The sequence below is a fragment of the Candidatus Poriferisocius sp. genome (assembly GCF_965208355.1).
Lineage (GTDB): Bacteria > Actinomycetota > Acidimicrobiia > Acidimicrobiales > Bin134 > Poriferisocius.
In genome coordinates this window covers 2,669,219-2,685,002 of record NZ_CBDBOM010000003.1, presented here as the reverse complement: position 1 = coordinate 2,685,002, position 15,784 = coordinate 2,669,219, and the positions used below count along the sequence as shown (strand labels likewise).

The 15,784-nt window shown below is 59.8% G+C and carries 11 protein-coding genes; 6 read left to right on the top strand and 5 right to left on the bottom strand.

Annotated elements, in window-relative coordinates:
- Window positions 1-261: 261 nt before the first annotated feature.
- The 4 genes from ACOGXH_RS13765 to ACOGXH_RS13750 all read left to right on the top strand — a co-directional run bounded on the left by ACOGXH_RS13765 (window position 262) and on the right by ACOGXH_RS13750 (window position 6,346).
- Complete coding sequence (locus tag ACOGXH_RS13765; RefSeq protein ID WP_419929664.1) at window positions 262-1,428, top strand: endonuclease/exonuclease/phosphatase; 1,167 nt, start codon at window positions 262-264, stop codon at window positions 1,426-1,428.
- A 282-nt stretch (window positions 1,429-1,710) separates the two neighbouring features.
- Entirely contained in the window at window positions 1,711-4,188 is a 2,478-nt protein-coding gene (locus ACOGXH_RS13760) for a TIR domain-containing protein (protein WP_419929663.1), read from the top strand.
- A gap of 276 nt (window positions 4,189-4,464) precedes the next feature.
- A complete protein-coding gene (locus ACOGXH_RS13755) occupies window positions 4,465-5,022 on the top strand; it encodes a hypothetical protein (protein ID WP_419929662.1) in 558 nt (185 codons plus the stop codon).
- 478 nt (window positions 5,023-5,500) lie between these two features.
- Complete coding sequence (locus ACOGXH_RS13750) at window positions 5,501-6,346, top strand: hypothetical protein (protein ID WP_419929661.1); 846 nt, start codon at window positions 5,501-5,503, stop codon at window positions 6,344-6,346.
- A 710-nt stretch (window positions 6,347-7,056) separates the two neighbouring features.
- On the opposite strand, the gene ACOGXH_RS13745 is transcribed toward ACOGXH_RS13750, so the two are convergent.
- From ACOGXH_RS13745 to ACOGXH_RS13730, 4 genes are all read right to left on the bottom strand, one after another.
- Window positions 7,057-7,689: a hypothetical protein gene (locus ACOGXH_RS13745; protein WP_419929660.1), complete on the bottom strand. Its 633-nt coding sequence runs from the start codon at window positions 7,687-7,689 to the stop codon at window positions 7,057-7,059.
- Window positions 7,690-7,772: 83 nt separating this feature from the next.
- Window positions 7,773-9,062, bottom strand: coding sequence for a hypothetical protein (locus tag ACOGXH_RS13740; protein WP_419929659.1), 1,290 nt, complete (start codon window positions 9,060-9,062; stop codon window positions 7,773-7,775).
- Complete coding sequence (locus ACOGXH_RS13735; RefSeq protein WP_419929658.1) at window positions 9,059-11,002, bottom strand: hypothetical protein; 1,944 nt, start codon at window positions 11,000-11,002, stop codon at window positions 9,059-9,061. Before ACOGXH_RS13735 ends, ACOGXH_RS13740 begins: the two co-directional genes overlap by 4 nt.
- A gap of 14 nt (window positions 11,003-11,016) precedes the next feature.
- Window positions 11,017-11,658, bottom strand: coding sequence for a hypothetical protein (locus ACOGXH_RS13730; protein ID WP_419929657.1), 642 nt, complete (start codon window positions 11,656-11,658; stop codon window positions 11,017-11,019).
- Window positions 11,659-12,132: 474 nt separating this feature from the next.
- Between ACOGXH_RS13730 and ACOGXH_RS13725 the strand changes: the two genes are divergently transcribed.
- Both ACOGXH_RS13725 and ACOGXH_RS13720 read left to right on the top strand, forming a co-directional pair.
- Entirely contained in the window at window positions 12,133-13,215 is a 1,083-nt protein-coding gene (locus ACOGXH_RS13725) for a hypothetical protein (protein WP_419929656.1), read from the top strand.
- A gap of 113 nt (window positions 13,216-13,328) precedes the next feature.
- On the top strand, window positions 13,329-14,090 hold the full coding sequence (locus tag ACOGXH_RS13720; protein ID WP_419929655.1) for a hypothetical protein: 762 nt from the start codon (window positions 13,329-13,331) through the stop codon (window positions 14,088-14,090).
- Between the two features lie 613 nt (window positions 14,091-14,703).
- On the opposite strand, the gene ACOGXH_RS13715 is transcribed toward ACOGXH_RS13720, so the two are convergent.
- Window positions 14,704-15,606 (bottom strand): excalibur calcium-binding domain-containing protein, encoded by a 903-nt coding sequence (locus ACOGXH_RS13715; protein WP_419929654.1) that lies wholly within the window; start codon window positions 15,604-15,606, stop codon window positions 14,704-14,706.
- Between the last annotated feature and the right edge of the window lie 178 nt (window positions 15,607-15,784).

The window sequence follows — 15,784 nt, the reverse complement described above, 5'->3', positions numbered from 1 at the left end:
GGGCAGTAGGACCACCCAGCGGCGGGGGTCGCATAGCGAGCCCGATCGGAACGGCCGGGACATCTCGGCTTCGAATCGATGGATTGATATCGACCGCTGAGCGCTGGCTTGCTCGACCCGCGCGCTGCCCGAACAGCCTGAGGATCTGGCGCGCACCGATGGCAGGGTGGATGGCCCAGGGTAACTGTCATAGGCGGTGGGTAAATTGTTTGTGACACATATTTGGCATTGCCAGAATCACTTTGAACAGGTGAGACAGGCATGGGACTCGCAGGAGGCGACATGGCCAAGCATTTTGAACCCGGCGAATGGGAGCGCATCAACGCGGCGCTCGACGAGGACCCGGGCAGGTATGGCTTCCCGGAGCGGGCGGCCGGTTCGGTGCTGCTCGGCTCGTTCAACATCCGCAAGCTCGGCGACCCGGACAACCGCACAGATGGCGACTGGAAGTTCCTTGCGAGGGTGTGCGCCGAATTCGACCTGCTCGGAGTGCAGGAGATCATGTCGGACCTCGGCGGCCTCGACAGGCTCATCGACGAGATGAACCAGCTTGTCGATGGCACAGATGGGGGTTTTGCCGCTGCCGTGTCCGACGAAACCGGCGCGTTCGCCGGCGATCCGGGGCTCAGGGAGCGCCTGGGGTTCGTATACCGCTGGTCCGCGGTGGAGCGCAGGAGGCTGGCCAGCGACCTCACCTACGACAGGACCAAGACATATCGGACCCTCGTCGAGAACGCCGAAGGGCTGAAGCAGGCGCTGGACGACTGCGACGGCGACTCGGGAGAGTTCCGCCCGCCGTTCTTTGTGACGTTCGCCCGCCAGCCGTACGTGACCGCATTCCGAATCCCCACCTCGAGCGGGGAGCCCTACGACTTTCTGGCAGTGGGCGCCCATCTCATCTTCGGCGACCGCATCGACGACCGCCGACGAGAGTTCACCGCGCTCATGGACCTCATCAAAAGCCGCCTCGTCGCAGACGACAGCATCAATTTGATCCTGATGGGCGACCTCAACCTGGACTTCGACAAACCCGACAGCGACCGCCCCCGCATCGACGAGGAGATCAAAGAACTCGGCGCAGGCGCAGAGGGCGATGGCGCGTTCATCAATTTCCCGTTCCTGGACAAGCACCAAGGCCAAGAAGAGGTGTTCCGCACCAATGCCCGCCTGAACCAGACCTACGACCACATCGGACTATTCGCCCACGACCCGCGGCTGCCGGCTTACGACAAGAACGAGCAGATGCCCTTGTCTGGCGACGGCCCCGACTACGGCGTGTTCGACTTCATGGAACTGTTCAGCCAAGCGATCTACGACAAGACATGGGACGACCTCGAGCAGGCAGAGCGAAAGGCGCTGTGGAAGAAATCGGAGCACTCCGTGAGCGACCACCTGCCACTGTGGCTCAGACTGCCCCTCGCAACCTGATCGCGAGCCGGGAGAACCTGCCGTTCGCCCCAACTGGGTGCCTCTGCGCTGCGGTGGTCGGCGCCGAAGACGTGCGAGCTCTCAGCCGCACAGCGAAGTCAGATTCGGAAGGTCGCCTTGCGCTGCTCATTTGGTCTGGCTGGGCGTGTGTTCGGCAAGAGGCAACTCGCCTTCCGATGAGGGTGGCGACTTGACCGGGTTTGTCAGCAGCCTCTAGTCGCAAAGGGACGGCAACGCCAGCGTAGAATCCGCACCCGATACCGCCAGCACCGAGGTAGGCAGATGGCCGACAACTCAAACAGGCGACGCATTCGCCTCTTCTATTCCTATTCGCACGAAGACAAGAACCACCGGGCGGACATGCAGAAGATGCTCAGCATGCTTAAGCGGCAAGGCGTCCTCCAGGATTGGGATGACACCGCGATCACCCCTGGGCGGAGCATCTCCAAGTACACCCGACGGAACTTGCGAGAGTCCGACATCATCGCCTTCCTGTTGAGCCCGGACTTCTTGGACTCCGAGGCGTGCATGGAGGAATGGCGGGACGCCAAGGAGCTGGAAGAGACCGGCCATCCGGTTGTGCGCGTCCCGATCATTCTCCGCCCCTGCCGATGGCAAGACCTCCTCAAGGACGACGACATCAAGGCGCTGCCCACCGACGGAGCCCCGGTTACGTCGTATCCGAGCAAGGACGAGGCCTGGCTGGTGGTGAGCGACGGGATCGAAGCGGTCGTCGACGAGCTCCGCACGACATTTGCGCCCAAGCCCGAGTTCCTCACAGAGATCAACGATTCCGAATTGCCGTCATCGCAGCCGGTGTTGCTGGACGACATCTTCGTGTTCCCGCACCTCGCCACCCAGCCGCGTGAGACAACCTCCAAGCGATATCAGGAAGACGTGCTGTCATCAGCTGAAGACCTGCTCGGCTTGAAGCGTGTCATAGTCCACGGCCAAGACAAATCGGGCAAGACCGCCCTGGCCAAACATGTCGTCCGGACGCTCATCGACAGGGACGAGCCGGTTCTGCTCGTGACCATGGACAAAGCATCGGGGCAGCTCGGAAACAGGTTCCTGCGGGACTTGTACGAGAGCCAATTCCAGGGCGACTACGACCTGTGGAAGCAACAGGACAACAAGACCCTGCTTGTAGACCATGTGACCGAGTCTCCCAAAGTGCTCTCGTTCATAGAGAAGCACTTGGGCGATTTCGACCGGATATGCCTGTTCACATCGTCTGACACCTACCACGCCTTTTTGATAGACGACATCCGCACAGCCGGCTTCCAGGTAGCTGGCTTGAAGCCGCTGACACGCACCCAGCAGGAGGTATTGATCAGGAAGCGGCTCGCCACCTTGAACCGAGACGAAGCGCTGGCAGACGGGTTGGTGGACCAGGCCGAGGACCACGTCAACTCCATAATCTTCTCAAAAAGGATCGTTCCCCGGTACCCCTTCTACGTCCTCTCAGTCCTCCACATCTACGACACCATCATGCCCGCCCCCATAACGATCACGTCCTACGGCCACTGCTACTACATCTTCATAGTGGCCAGCCTCAGCCGCGCAGGCGTCGCCAACACTGACGACGCCCTCAACTCGTGCTTCAACTTCGCCGAGCAGCTGGCACTGGCGACATTCCTCGCAAGACGGCAGGGTCAAGAGGCAGTCGACTTCGCCGCCTTCAGGCAGAAATACCACGGCGACTACTTCATAGAGACATCTCTCATCAACCGGTTGACCCACAAGGAATACGGCATCATCACCGAGGCGGGGGAGTTCAAGACCGCCTACATGTACTACTACTTCCTCGGGAAACTGCTCGCCTCCAACCCCGAACTGGGCAAGCAGCACCTCCCGGAACTGGCCGAGTTCAGCCACTCACGCGAGAACCACCTGACGTTGCTGTTCGCAATCCACCACGCCACAGACAACTCCATCATCGACGAAATCCTGCACCACACCAAAACAGCAGGCGACGGCCTGGAAATAGCAACGCTGCACCGTGAGGAGACCGCGAGATTCGACAGGATCGTGCCAGAGCTCTCCAGAAGTGTGCTCTCAGAGCAATCGGTCGAAGAAGAACGCGCGGAAATCCGCCGGCGGATGGAGAAAGTCGAAGAGGCCAGCAGCGAACTCCCAGATGAGGTCGACGACGACGCGAGCATGTCAACCCTGCGCATCTTAAAGAACAACGAGATATTGGGACAGGTGCTCCGAAACCAGCACGGCCGGCTTCAAAAGGACCGGGTGGAGGAGATCGTAGAGGTAATAGCAGAAAGCTCTTTCAAGCTCGTCAATGTTGTCCTAAAGGACGAAGACGAAATACGGAAGCTCGCACTGCGACTTGTTGCCGAAACGCCGGACATGGAACTCGACGAGTGCATCAAGCTAATGACCTTCATCTCATTCGTATGGACGATGGTCAGCATCGAGACTGCCGTTCACGCCGTGAGCGTCCCCGCCATACGAGAAGCCGTCAATGCAGTCGTGGCGCACCACAATACTCCCGCCTACAAGATTCTCGGCTACTTCTGCGAACTGGACAACGCCGAAGAGCTGTCTACCGGCGAACGCGACTCGCTCAAAGCCATCTACCCGGACCATCGCACAGACTTCGTTGGGAGGGTGCTGTCGCTCCGCACCCAGATGTACCTGAACACCCACCGCAGCAAACCCGAGATCGCCCAGTCGATCTGCTCCGTCCTCGAAATCCAATACACGCCTAGACGAGCCATCGGGCCCTCCCCCGGCCAGATCTGACACCGACAGGCCACAACAACTTCAAACTGCGGCCAAATCGACGTGTCGCCGGGCACGTCGTCGGGAGGGTCGTCCTTCGGCGACCTGTCAGTCCCTTTGGGTCTGCGTATGCGGCTGCCCGGGATGCGGCGGTGCCCCTTCCGTAAAAGTCATCCTTATGTTGGACGGTCACACCCCTGCGGACTGCTCGGCATCCTTACTGGGGACAGCCATTCCTGCCGATTGCGTTAACTCTCTGTCGGCAGGAATGACCAACCACCCAGAAGGGATCACAAGATGAGGCACAAGCAGAAGATGGCCTGGCTTGGAATAGGGCTCGGCGCCGCCGTGGTGGTGTTGGCGGTGTTCCGCCAACACCGGGCTGGGATCGCCGATGGCCTACCAGAGCAGTCAGAGCCTGGGGAACCCCGCACTCCGCAGCGTCCGAGCGGCACTTGCGGAAAGGGATGGCGCTACTGGCTCCTCAATCTCTTTTTGGCAGCGCTGGCGGCAGGGTCGATGACTTTCACGCTGCGTAACTTCCAGGAGTCCGGTTTGAGTGTGGCGGAGTTCCTGGCCTATTTGATCCTTCCGGCGATCATTCCGGCTGCGGCCTTCTGGCGGGTCATCTCCAAGCGCGACAAGGGCGGGGCGCCGGTAGCCGCGTTCATCGTCATCGCCTGGCTCGCGGTGGCGGTCGTGTTCGGCCTGCTCGAGTCGTTCGGCTTGGCCAGGGGGTTTCTGCAGTGGTTCGGGGCCCTGATGGGGATGATCGCCTTTTTCACAGTCACCCATCGGCCGCTGATCCGAGTGTCGACCTGGTTCGCCGAGGCCTACTACCGGAACAGCCCCTGAAGTCTGCGATCATGGCCAGGGGCCCCTGGCAGGCCTTGGGCCAGGAGGCCTTCACCACCCGGTCCCACAGGGGCGGGCGTGTGGCTGTGCCGTAGCCGGCATTGTTGAATCGGTGGATCGACGCAACTAGCGGCGCGCCTACGCCTATCCACACAACCAAGTCCCAATAGCCAGGCAAAGGGACCAGCCAGTGGGCCACCCGGATCAGCGAAATGGCCGCCGCGACCTGGACGACGATGACGAGAAGCGGCGGGACAGGCGGGCCGCCATCGCTGTTGGGCGCAGGCGATGCCACTCAGGCGAGTCTTCCACGAGCCCGCTTAAGAGCCAAAGGAACAGCACCGTGGGGTGCAATTGCCGACGGAACCCTGTCGGTGCAGGTCAGCGCCGGTTGCTGCGTCAACGGCTTGTTCAGCGAAGAGGGGAACAGAAATCACCTGGAAGTGGCACTGCGAGCGGCCTATGGTCACCGATCACCATGAGCGCTTCAGAGCCAGCAAGAACCATATCGCCTCAAGAACGTGAAGCGATCAGAGTACTCAAGACAATCGTTGGCCAAGAAAGCGCCAGGGTCAACTGGAGATTGCCAGGATCCGATGGCGGCAATTATGACGCTGACCTCGTCCTTGCGAATGGCGTCACAGTAGCAGTAGAGGTCACTAGTTCGGATGGTGGCAGGAGGAACCTGGCATCAACACATAGACGACACTACAAGAAGCCTGCCACCAAGAACGCTTGGACAATTGAAATCAAGCCTCTGTCCGTTCACGGCGAAGACATGCTCAACTCGCAAGAAGTCAAACAGATCGTTGAGGAAATTGTCCCCACCCTGCGCAAAATCGAGCGAGAGTACCAGACGGGAATAGACCCGAGACTATACGATCCAAACTTGTACAATAGTCTTTTGCAAAGGGAAATAAAACGGAACGCCCACTTGAAGCTGCGAGTGAGAGAATCACGGCATCCCGACACAGAGCGCCCGCCAGGAATAACTGTTGAGATACTGCCGATCGCTGCCCTGCAATTCGACAATACAGACATTTTGGCCAAGAGAACGCAAGAGGTAATCGATTGCAAGTCTGACAAAGATCAAGGAGCCAAATGGCTTGTCTTTTTGTTGTGCGACTACGGTGCAGGTGCTGAACAACTTCGAGAACTGTGCAAGACTGACAGGGATCCGCCAAATGGCGTAGAACGCCTGTGTGAGATCGACTTGAAGAGTTTCGACAAGGTTGTCGCATATGCGGGAGATGGTGGCAACTACGCCGTCCTAGTGCTTGATGCATGTGCTTCACCCAACTATGGCCTCTGGGAAGTTGAGTAGAGGCGAACGCTGCAGATGGTTGTGGCGGACGCGTCATGTTGGCCGGTCCGGCACATCGCAACCGACCGGTGTAGATCGCAGGGACCGGTGCGAATGGGGTTTCGGCCCTGTCTGAGCTGGGTGGTTGGATCAGCGGATTGCAGGCACCGGAGAGCAATTGGGCCGGATACGAAAGGGCCTGTTGCTGTGCCACTGCTGATTGGGAGCCTCCTCGGATGTTGGGACTTCCCTCGGCAATTGCGGCAGCGGCGACAGCTTGGTCTTGAGTCAGGCCCGGCCTCGCCGCCGTCTCCGCGACGCGGTGCGGTAGAGGGAGAGGGCGGCCAGGAAGACGAAGAATGATGGCCATTGCCCGACGAGATCGGACAGCACAAAGCGGTGGGCCAGGTACATCGCAACGCCTGCGGCGACGACATCGAATGGCCAGTCTCTGCTTTTTCTGGGCGGCATCCGGCGCTGCGGAGGCGGCAACGGTGGGATTCTCATATGGCGGGTCTCAGGTGATCATGCGGTCCGGGACAGCGGGCGACGACGCGACGATCGCTCGAATTGCCCCGCTTGGCGCGCCTGCCAGTCGCTCGACCGCTGCGGTACGCAACATCGAAGTCGGCCGCTAGGCCCTCCGCCCCGGTGTTTGCCGGTCGCAAGTGTGTTGTGTGTGACGCGTGGACGTCAGCCAGCCTGCCGCAGCAATAAGGTATTGGCTGACGCTACTGTTCTCGCAACTCTCGGTTTGTTGCTGAAAGTAGCCGTGAGGGTGATTTTCTGTTGCCGGGGACCCGTATGACGAGGAAGCACCTGTCTGTGCCCTCTGGTTCAGGTGATTCCAGTCGATCTACCCATACATTGTCGCGTATGTGAGCTGCGAGCGGCCCAGAGCTGAGATCAAGCACGATTAGCATTCCGACCGCGATGTCGGCAGCTAGGTATGCGGCGGGTTGGCGCAAGTATCTGCCCAGTGAAGGTTCTGTCGCGTCGACCAGTTCGCGTTTGAGCTCTATCACAAAGCGGAATTCGTTGAATGCGAAGGTGATGTCGGGTCGCCCTCCTCCGATGTTCTGCGGCTCTCGGTACATCCCGTAGAGCCCATTCCCTTTGAACCAGTCGACCAGGTCGGTCCTGAGGTCGTCCTCGTCGGCGTCAGGGTCGAACAGGTACGCGGTCCTGCCGCTCGACCCTCCCTCTTGTTCATCCAGGCACCGGGCGAGAAACCGGATTGCCGAGGTGATGATCGGAGTGATCTGCTCTCGCTTCGGAGCCGTGAAGTCGGGGCATTCTCTGAGTCTTTCGATTGCTTTGCCGACTACTTCTTCGACGACAGGGGCGAGTTCTGATCTTGACAAGGCGTCGCGACACTGGAGTCCGGCTTCGATTTGGGAGAGAAGTACCGGGTCTGTGCTGGAAGGCGCGGTTCCGAGGAGTGCCGTTACCGCCGGATAGATCCCGGCGGCTGCGCTTTTGGGGACACCACCTGCGAATTCACAGCATCATTGTCCAAGAGTCGTTCCGCGGCTTCTTTCACCAGTTGGGCGAATGCCTCAGCGTCGGGGCTGTCGCTTTCCTTCAGCCATTCGTCTACGAGGGCGAGGCGTTCGGTTCTTTCCAGGAACGGAGCTGTGAGGCGAGGAGCGATCATCCTTGTCAACATTGCAGGTTTCTCGGCGTCGTCATCCTTGTGCCTGAGCGGCAGAAGACTGTTGGATGCCTTATATGCGTCTGACAGTGAATTGATTACCATTGCCGGTTTGTACCAAGCGTGGGTTCGGGTTTGTGGGCCGACTGCTTGGTGGATGCGTTGGATTGCGGAAATCCAAGCGCTCTCGGCCGCGTATCGTGGTCGGAGCCATGTTGGCCGTTCAGGAAGCCCGGTGCCTCCAAGCACGTACTCGGCTAGGGCCCTTTCTGCTCCGCGAACGTGTGGGCGAAGCTCTTCGGCGGTGGCGTTTTTCGCAAGCGCTGTTACGAATCGGATGATGTGGACGTACAGCGCTGCGTCCGAGCGGCTCTCTCCGGTTCTTTCGGATTTCTCGAAGCAACTCAGGGCTCTTTGTAGTCCTTCCACCATGGCGTCGCTTCCGTCTTCTTCTAGGGCATCTACAAGCATCACTTGCCCGAGGCCGAACCACGCGTCGGCCTCCGCGTCGGTGTCAGTTAGCCGCAATAGGCACTCTCGGGCGTTCTGGTCTCTCCAATGGTCGTAAGCGATCCCAGCAGCTTGAGCTGCCGCAATTGCGAACTCTCGAGTCTCCCTACTTTCGCTGGGGATGACCGTGAACAGGTCGCAGAGGCCCGGCCGGGCCGTGTGGATGCCCACGGCGAGATGAGCGAGCCACTGAATGGAAATGGCGGCGAGAGCGCCTTCGGAGGGGTTTGACCGTGCTGAGGCCTTCTCGCGGAGGGCGTCCTTGAGTCGGATGTCGATTTCCAGAGCCGCCGCGGAGGGCACTATTGCTTTGCAAGTGTCATTGAGTGCCAACCCCGACTGGGCTGTCGTGATGGCGGTGACGAACATACTGGCCGCGGCCCCATGTTGGCTGTCATCCAGTTCGTCCCAGCCGAGCACTATCGCCTCGGCCGCGTACGGAAACATGGCCGAGTTAGCCAATTCTGCTGGGATGGCGTTGAATCCTCCGATTGCGCCGAGGGTGACTTCTTGACCCAAGGCGCAGATTTCCTCGATTTTGGCTTCGAGATGCTCAGCTGCTCCCATCGTCACCACAGGTATTCTTCGCCCCTGGCAATTATGCACCGATTCTCGGCGACATGCTCTGAGACTTCGGGCCGGGCTGAAGCGACTATGGTCTGGATGCCCAGTTGGTTGGTCACACTGCCGAGCTCCCGCATGAAAGCGGCCAAGTCGCTGGGTTCGGTTTCCTCGGCTCCAATGGAGTCGATCAGCAGTAGCCCCGGGTGTCGGCCGATGCCGAGATTGTGGGCGACGCGGAGGAGCGCAACGATGACCGCGATGCGCAACCGCAGCTTCTCGCCTGGCGTCTGCTTCGAAAAAGTATCTTCGACGTCTCCCTTTTTTAGTCGAAGCTGTGCGGCGAGATTTAGGCGGACTTCTTGGAGGTTCTCCAGCCCGAATCTCCGGGCCAGATCGAATATCTCCTGGTTGATCAGCCCCATGACTTCTGCGAATGCGGTGTCGACCCGTTGTTTTGCTTCGCCTGCAGCGGCTTCGAGAATCCGGATCCGGTCTTCCACATCTGAGTCTGTGGAAACCGGAGTCGGCGCGTCGACGGCAAGATTCCCCAAATCTTCTATCACTATTTGTATGGCTGCTACCTGGGCTTCTAGCTCACGCCGTCGATTGATGACGGCCAGTTTGTTGTTGTGCTCGTCAATGCGGCCTTTGGCGGCATCTGTCTCGACGGCCAGAGACTCGGCCTGTGCTTCCAATTCCGCGACCCGAGCCTGTTCGTCGGCGGCGGCTTCCCTTGCCTCGTTTATGAGCTGTTCAAGCTCTTCGGCGGTCCTGGTTTCGTCGATGTCTCCGTTGCCAACGTCGGCGCCTTCGATTTCGGCGTCCAACTCGAGGTTCAATTGGCGGTTGCATAGGGCGCACAAGTGATCGCGCTTTTCGGCTTCTCTTCGATGTTCGTCAATAGCGGCAGTGCATCTTGGGCAGCGGACGGGGTTGAGCCCTTGAAACAGCTTGCGGGCCAGGGCCGCCTCGGTGAAGTCGTCGAGGATTTTCTGCTGCCGTGTTGCTTCCCTGTCCGCTTCTCTGGCGTCTCGTCTGGCCTCGCGCAATTCGTTTTCGACATCGGCGTGCCGCGAAATGAGCCCTAGCCATTCCTCTCGGGCTTGTTCGATCTCTTCATCGGTAGGAAGATCGCTTGGAAGTGCTGCGATCTCGGCCGTGGCATCGGCTAACTCTTGCCGTCGGTGTTCCAGGATGCCGTCTGCTGTGTCTTGGATCACCTGTATGCGTTCCGCCCTCTCCCCGTGTTCTGACTGTGCGGCTTTGAGGGCTGCCTGGGACGAAATGCGCGTTCGCGCCCATCTAACTCCGATGAACAATTGAACCAGCCGTTGAGCGAGTCCCGCTTTGGTAGTGTCACCGATTACGGCATTCTGCGATTCGCGGGGCAAGTACAAGACGGTCGAATACAACGGCCAACCATGGATGGAGATTCCCCTGTTGTTGACCCACTGGGGAAAGGTGTCGAATCCGAGTTTTTCCATCATGAACATCGACATGGTGTCTGCAAACGCGGCATCGCTGGAGAACGGTTGCGACTCCCCGCCGTGCGTAAGGGATCCGCCAGGCACACCGCCGACCAGGTCAAAATGGACAGTGAAGGGGCTGGCGTCGACCGTGCCTTCGAGAGTGACCGTGTGAAGCCAAGACCGGACGTCGTCTTGCAGGCGTTTGGGCTGGCCGCGCAGCGCCCACATCATAATTTCCATAACGCTGGTTTTGCCCCGATCGTTCTTCTCGGTCACAAACGCCCAGAGCCCGTCCCCGAACGTTTGGTTGAAGTCAATGTCCTCGCTGCTGACTCCCGCCTTCTTCCCCGTGAAAGCGAGACGTTTGACTCGGAGCCGATGTGGCGCGCCGACAATGTCGATTGTAGGCACCTGCTTTGCCTTCAGCAGGTCGGCCACCATGTCCACGGGCGTGCCGCTGCGCTCGGCGACAGCGTCCACGAAGGATGCGCTCGTCATAGCCGGGCCCGGAGTTCGCTGAGCTTTTCTAGGACTGTATCGGCAATCGGCTGGATCACGCTCCCGATCCTCGTTTGTGCGTATTCAGCCAACTCATATTGCCGGCCCTTCAATTCGCTGCCTGAGCGGCCATTGCCGACAAGAGCCACCAAGCCGGCCTGTCGGGGGTACCACTCCAATTCGGCGTACTCGTCGACTATCTGTTTTGCCAGCGCCCGACCTTGCTGAAACAAGTAGAAATCGGTTCTCTGCACTTTCCCCGGCTCGCCGAACCTATGACACGCCGCGAGCCCTGCTGCGACAAGATATGAGAACGAGTTGTCAATGGGCTCGTAGGCTCCGAACTTGTAGCGAAGCATCGGGTAACGGCGCAGGTCGGGCTCGTCGCCCTCGAGGAGCTTTTCGGCCTGATCCATCCACTGCTGGTCAAGTTCGCCGTTATCAACGAGAACAAGGATCTCGTGGGCCAGATAGTCCGGGTTCCGCATCCAGAAATCGAGCGCGTGGATCTTCATTTCAGAGGCAACGACTGCAACAGCCCCCGCTTCGCTGGCATGGCTTCCCTCTACCGGCGAGGAGCCTGCAGTATTGAGCAAATGCAGAATTCGCAGCGCACCTTGCAGATCCCCCTCATCCACCGTTGGTCCCTTCGTAGTCGTCTTGCCGCTATCTTGCTTTCCCTTTGCTCAGGGGTCGCAGCGGCAGCCAAATCGAAGTGAAGGTAGCACGCCCACAATTGCTTGCCCGCAGTGGCTTCTATCGATACATCATGCGGCCGGGCAGCGCCTACGAAGGCAAAGAACCGTCGGCGCTGGTTGCGGCATAAGCTGTGCGGCACATGCAGGGGGTCGTCGACCTGCACCAAAGAAGCTAGCTGGGACGCGATTACGAAAAAACGTCTTAGCGAGGCGCTGGGCCGTGCATCGGCTGGCGCCATCTCCTGCTCGTGTTGGGGTCGGTTGCGGAGCCCAGCCGCTAGAGGGCGGCAATGCAGCCTCCAAGGCTGTCAGCCCCGATGGGAGAGAAGCGGCACGCGCGGCTGTAGCTTGTGGCCCGTGCGAAACAACCCGAAATCCCTCCCGCTAACAAGGCTCGCCGCAGTTCTCGTCCTAATGGCGGTGCTGCTCGCTCCTGTCGCCTCGGCGCAGACCCAAAGCGATGTCGAGGTGCGGGACCAGCTCATCGCCAACCAGGAGAACCTGCTGAACACCTACAGGTGCCTGTTCGGAGTGGACGTCGATGTGGTTCCGGGCCAGTGCCCGAATCCCGACTTGGTTGCCCCCGGCGTGGCGCCGCCCAACCCCAGCCAGAACGACCTCGACGTGCGCGACGGGCTGATCCAGAGCCAGGAGGCCCTGTTGAACGTCTACCGATGCCAATTCGACGTCGACACCCAGCTCGTGCCCGGAGGATGCACGGCAGACGGCGGTTCAGCCGACCCGTCGGAAGGCGATGTCGGCACTGGCACAACGGTGATCGACGTGCTCAACACCTTGACCGTCGTTGTTGAGTACGGGGGGTCGGGCTATTCCCGGGCCGATTTCGACCATGACCGGGGCTACCTGTGCAATGACGCCGGCACCGACCCTTACACCGGCATTAGCTTCGACCCGTCGACCTGCGACGTGGACCACATCGTGGCCGCACAAGAAGCATTCGAGTCCGGGGGGTGGTCCTGGGATGTCGCCCGCCGTGAGACGTTCGGAAACGATGCTCTGAATCTCGTGCCGACACGCGATTGCGTGAACAGAAGCAAAGGCGCTCGCGATATGGCCGAGTGGTCGGGCCGAATCGGCAGCGGAATCTGCGAAGGCGTGACGACAACCAGCCAAGGCCAGTGCTTTTTGGCTTGGAAGACAGTCGAGGTCAAAGCCGCCTACTCGCTGTCAGTCGACCAAGCCGAGAAGAACGCGCTTGCGCAGGTCCTGGGTGGCTGTCCTGCCGACGGTCCGATGCAGCCGTCCGGCCCTGTCGGCTCTCTGCCCACACCGGAGCCGACTCCTTCGACTCAGACCGGGGCGACCGGCGGCTCCGACTGCCACCCCGCGTACAGTCCATGCCTTCCCAACCTTCCCGGCGACGCGCTCAACTGCGGCGACATACCGTCATCGCTGAAGCCGATCCGAGTCCTCACCATCGGCATCGACCCATACCGCCTGGACCGCGACCGCGACGGATGGGGCTGCGAATCCTGAACAGTGAACAGCTACATCAGATGGAATTCGATATCGGGGTCAACTAGGAGGCACGAGTCACCATGCCTAAATTGCACGCAGACCTAAATAAGAATACGAGGGTGTGGAAGTACATGGACTTTGACAAGTTCGTGCATATTTTGGCCACACAAAGCCTATGGCTGACTCCCCTTGTGGACCTAGACGATAGACGTGAAGGCAATTGGTGCGACTACACCTTGTTTTCTATGCATCTTCACGACATTTACGACCACACGAGAAATCAGACATCAGTTTCCTGCTGGTCTATGTTGAAGCAGGAATCTGTGTATATGTGGGACTTATACACCACCCCCGGAAAGGGCATTGCCATTTCTACTACCATTTCAGGACTAGAATCGTGCTGCCCTGTCGAAAAGTCGACTCCAGGACAAGACCAATTCAGACTGAAAGATGTGCGGTACGAGGACAGGCCGGTTTTCATAGAGATAGAGCCGGGAGAATCCTTTGACCCGCTGGATGTAGCTGGCTACAAGAGCGCAGATTTCAAGCATGAGAGTGAATTGCGGTTCATCTACTCGCTAGACATCGAGAACAAGCTCGAGAGTGCCGACAAACCAATCGACGAACTGCCACCGCCTCTTGGTGTGCAAATGCCCGTCGATCTGGAAATTCTCATAGATAAGGTGCACATTTCGCCAAGAAGGGCACCCTGGCTAATGGATTGTGCAAAGGCAGTCCTAACAGCGTTCGGGTTGGAGGACATATCTGTTGTGCCGTCGTCCCTCAGCACCCACTTTTTCTTGGAGCCTTCCTATCGTCGGAGGAAAATATCTATGGGTGCTGCCGAGCCTCAGCAGTATCGAGAGCAATCCCCGGGACCTGGTACCGGATAGCAGCGGAGCGCTATGGCCGGTCGCAGGCTTGTTGTCAATGCCGCCCACACTGGAAGCAGTTCTTCCACGCGTGTGATCGTTTAGGGAGTCGGCCACGCCCTGAGCCAAATGGCAGCTCTGCCCGACTTGCTGTCTTGGGCCGTGCAATTCCCTTGGTTGGCGCGGCAATCTGTGAGATGGTCTTTCACGCGTCGGCGCTCGGCGCACCTGATCGTTTGATCCAATCTGCAGCGTGAGGTGTCGTTCAAGTGTTCCTCGCCCATGCGCTTTAGCGCTTCGGGCAGATCTTCAAAAGTCCCATCAAACACATCTTGGGAGTTGTAGGTATCCTCTAGCTCTTTGGGTGGCCCTTCCTCTGATGCCATAGTCCATCTACCTCTGGTCTGGGATCGCGGCGTGAGAAGTTGAGATGGTCAACATTCAGGAACGAACACGGGTCAGGTGGCCAACACCCGGACTCGTCTGCCTTGGCGGTCAGGGGCACAATGCGCCAGTTCCAACAATGGCAGTACTCCGATGGGCAGCCGGATTGGCCACTTGGGCGGTGCCGACGGGCTGTCCTTGATGCGCCCCTTCTAACGGCCCCAACTCAATGACTGGTCGGCATCCCGCATCACACTCCCGCGCACTTCCCTGATTGGTGCGGCCCGTGTCCCGCAAAGGGATGGGTGTGGGTTCCTGGGTTATAGCCGAGATAGCCGTGACCTCTTCCATCGTGCGTGCATGTCACAGCAGGCTGTTGGACGGGCCTAGGAGTAGGCCTTTCAGCAATTGAACTGGATTCGCAGCCGATTCCGTCCCCGTCCCCGTCCAGTCGATAGGGGTCGACTCCCGGCCGATGGACCGTGACCGGCTTCTGGCCTGCGGCCAGGTTGCCGCAGTTGAGCGCGTCGCCCGGCAGGTTTGGCAAGCAAGGGCTGTAGGCGGGATGGCATTCATCGTTGGCCCCGGTGGGACCGGCGGGTGAAATCGCTTCCTCGTCCGGCCTTTTGGTCGGCTCTGGAGGGGAAGCGAAGGACAATTTGAACGGATCTGATGGAGGCACAGGCCCGCTCTCGGGACAGCCGCCGAGCACGAACGAGAGAACGTCCCTCTCGCGTTCGTCCACAGACAGGCCATATGCGGCCTTCACCTCTATCGTCTTCCAGGCCAGGTAGCACCAGCCCTTGCCCGTTATAGTCACCCCTTCGCACGCTCCGCTCCCGACACCTCCGGTCCACTCTCCCGGGTCGCCCGCCCCCTTGGACCGGTTCACGCAGTCACGGGTTGCGACAAGGTTCAGGGCATCGTTGCCGAACGATCGCCGGCGGGCGGCATCCCACTCCCACGCACCCGACTCGAATGCTTCCTTTGCTGCGACGATGTGGTCTACGTCGCAGGTCGAGGGATCGAAGGCGATCCCGGTGTATGGGTCGGTGCCGGCGGAGTCGCAAAGATATCCCCTGTCATGCTCGAAGTCCGCCCGCTCATATCCCAGTCCCCCGTACTCAGGCTCAACGGCCAGATCGTCCAGCATTTCGGACGTGGTTGGGACAGAGGTCGGCTCTGGTGTCGCTGCCGCCGGAGTGGGCTGAGGGGTCGGCCTGGCGGTAGCAGCGGCTCTGGGGGCCGGCGGGGGAGTCGCCTGAGTCTCGGTTCTCGTCTCAGACGTACAGGAGGCCGCCAGCAATACCGCCGCCAGCAACAGGGCAAGC

What these genes read in the sequence shown, in the direction of transcription:
- ACOGXH_RS13765 (WP_419929664.1), top strand. Translation starts at nt 262, where the DNA reads ATGGGACTCGCAGGAGGCGACATGGCCAAGCATTTTGAACCCGGCGAA.
- ACOGXH_RS13760 (WP_419929663.1), top strand. Translation starts at nt 1,711, where the DNA reads ATGGCCGACAACTCAAACAGGCGACGCATTCGCCTCTTCTATTCCTAT.
- ACOGXH_RS13755 (WP_419929662.1), top strand. Translation starts at nt 4,465, where the DNA reads ATGAGGCACAAGCAGAAGATGGCCTGGCTTGGAATAGGGCTCGGCGCC.
- ACOGXH_RS13750 (WP_419929661.1), top strand. Translation starts at nt 5,501, where the DNA reads ATGAGCGCTTCAGAGCCAGCAAGAACCATATCGCCTCAAGAACGTGAA.
- ACOGXH_RS13725 (WP_419929656.1), top strand. Translation starts at nt 12,133, where the DNA reads ATGGCGGTGCTGCTCGCTCCTGTCGCCTCGGCGCAGACCCAAAGCGAT.
- ACOGXH_RS13720 (WP_419929655.1), top strand. Translation starts at nt 13,329, where the DNA reads ATGGACTTTGACAAGTTCGTGCATATTTTGGCCACACAAAGCCTATGG.
- ACOGXH_RS13715 (WP_419929654.1), bottom strand. Translation starts at nt 15,606, where the DNA reads ATGCTGGACGATCTGGCCGTTGAGCCTGAGTACGGGGGACTGGGATAT.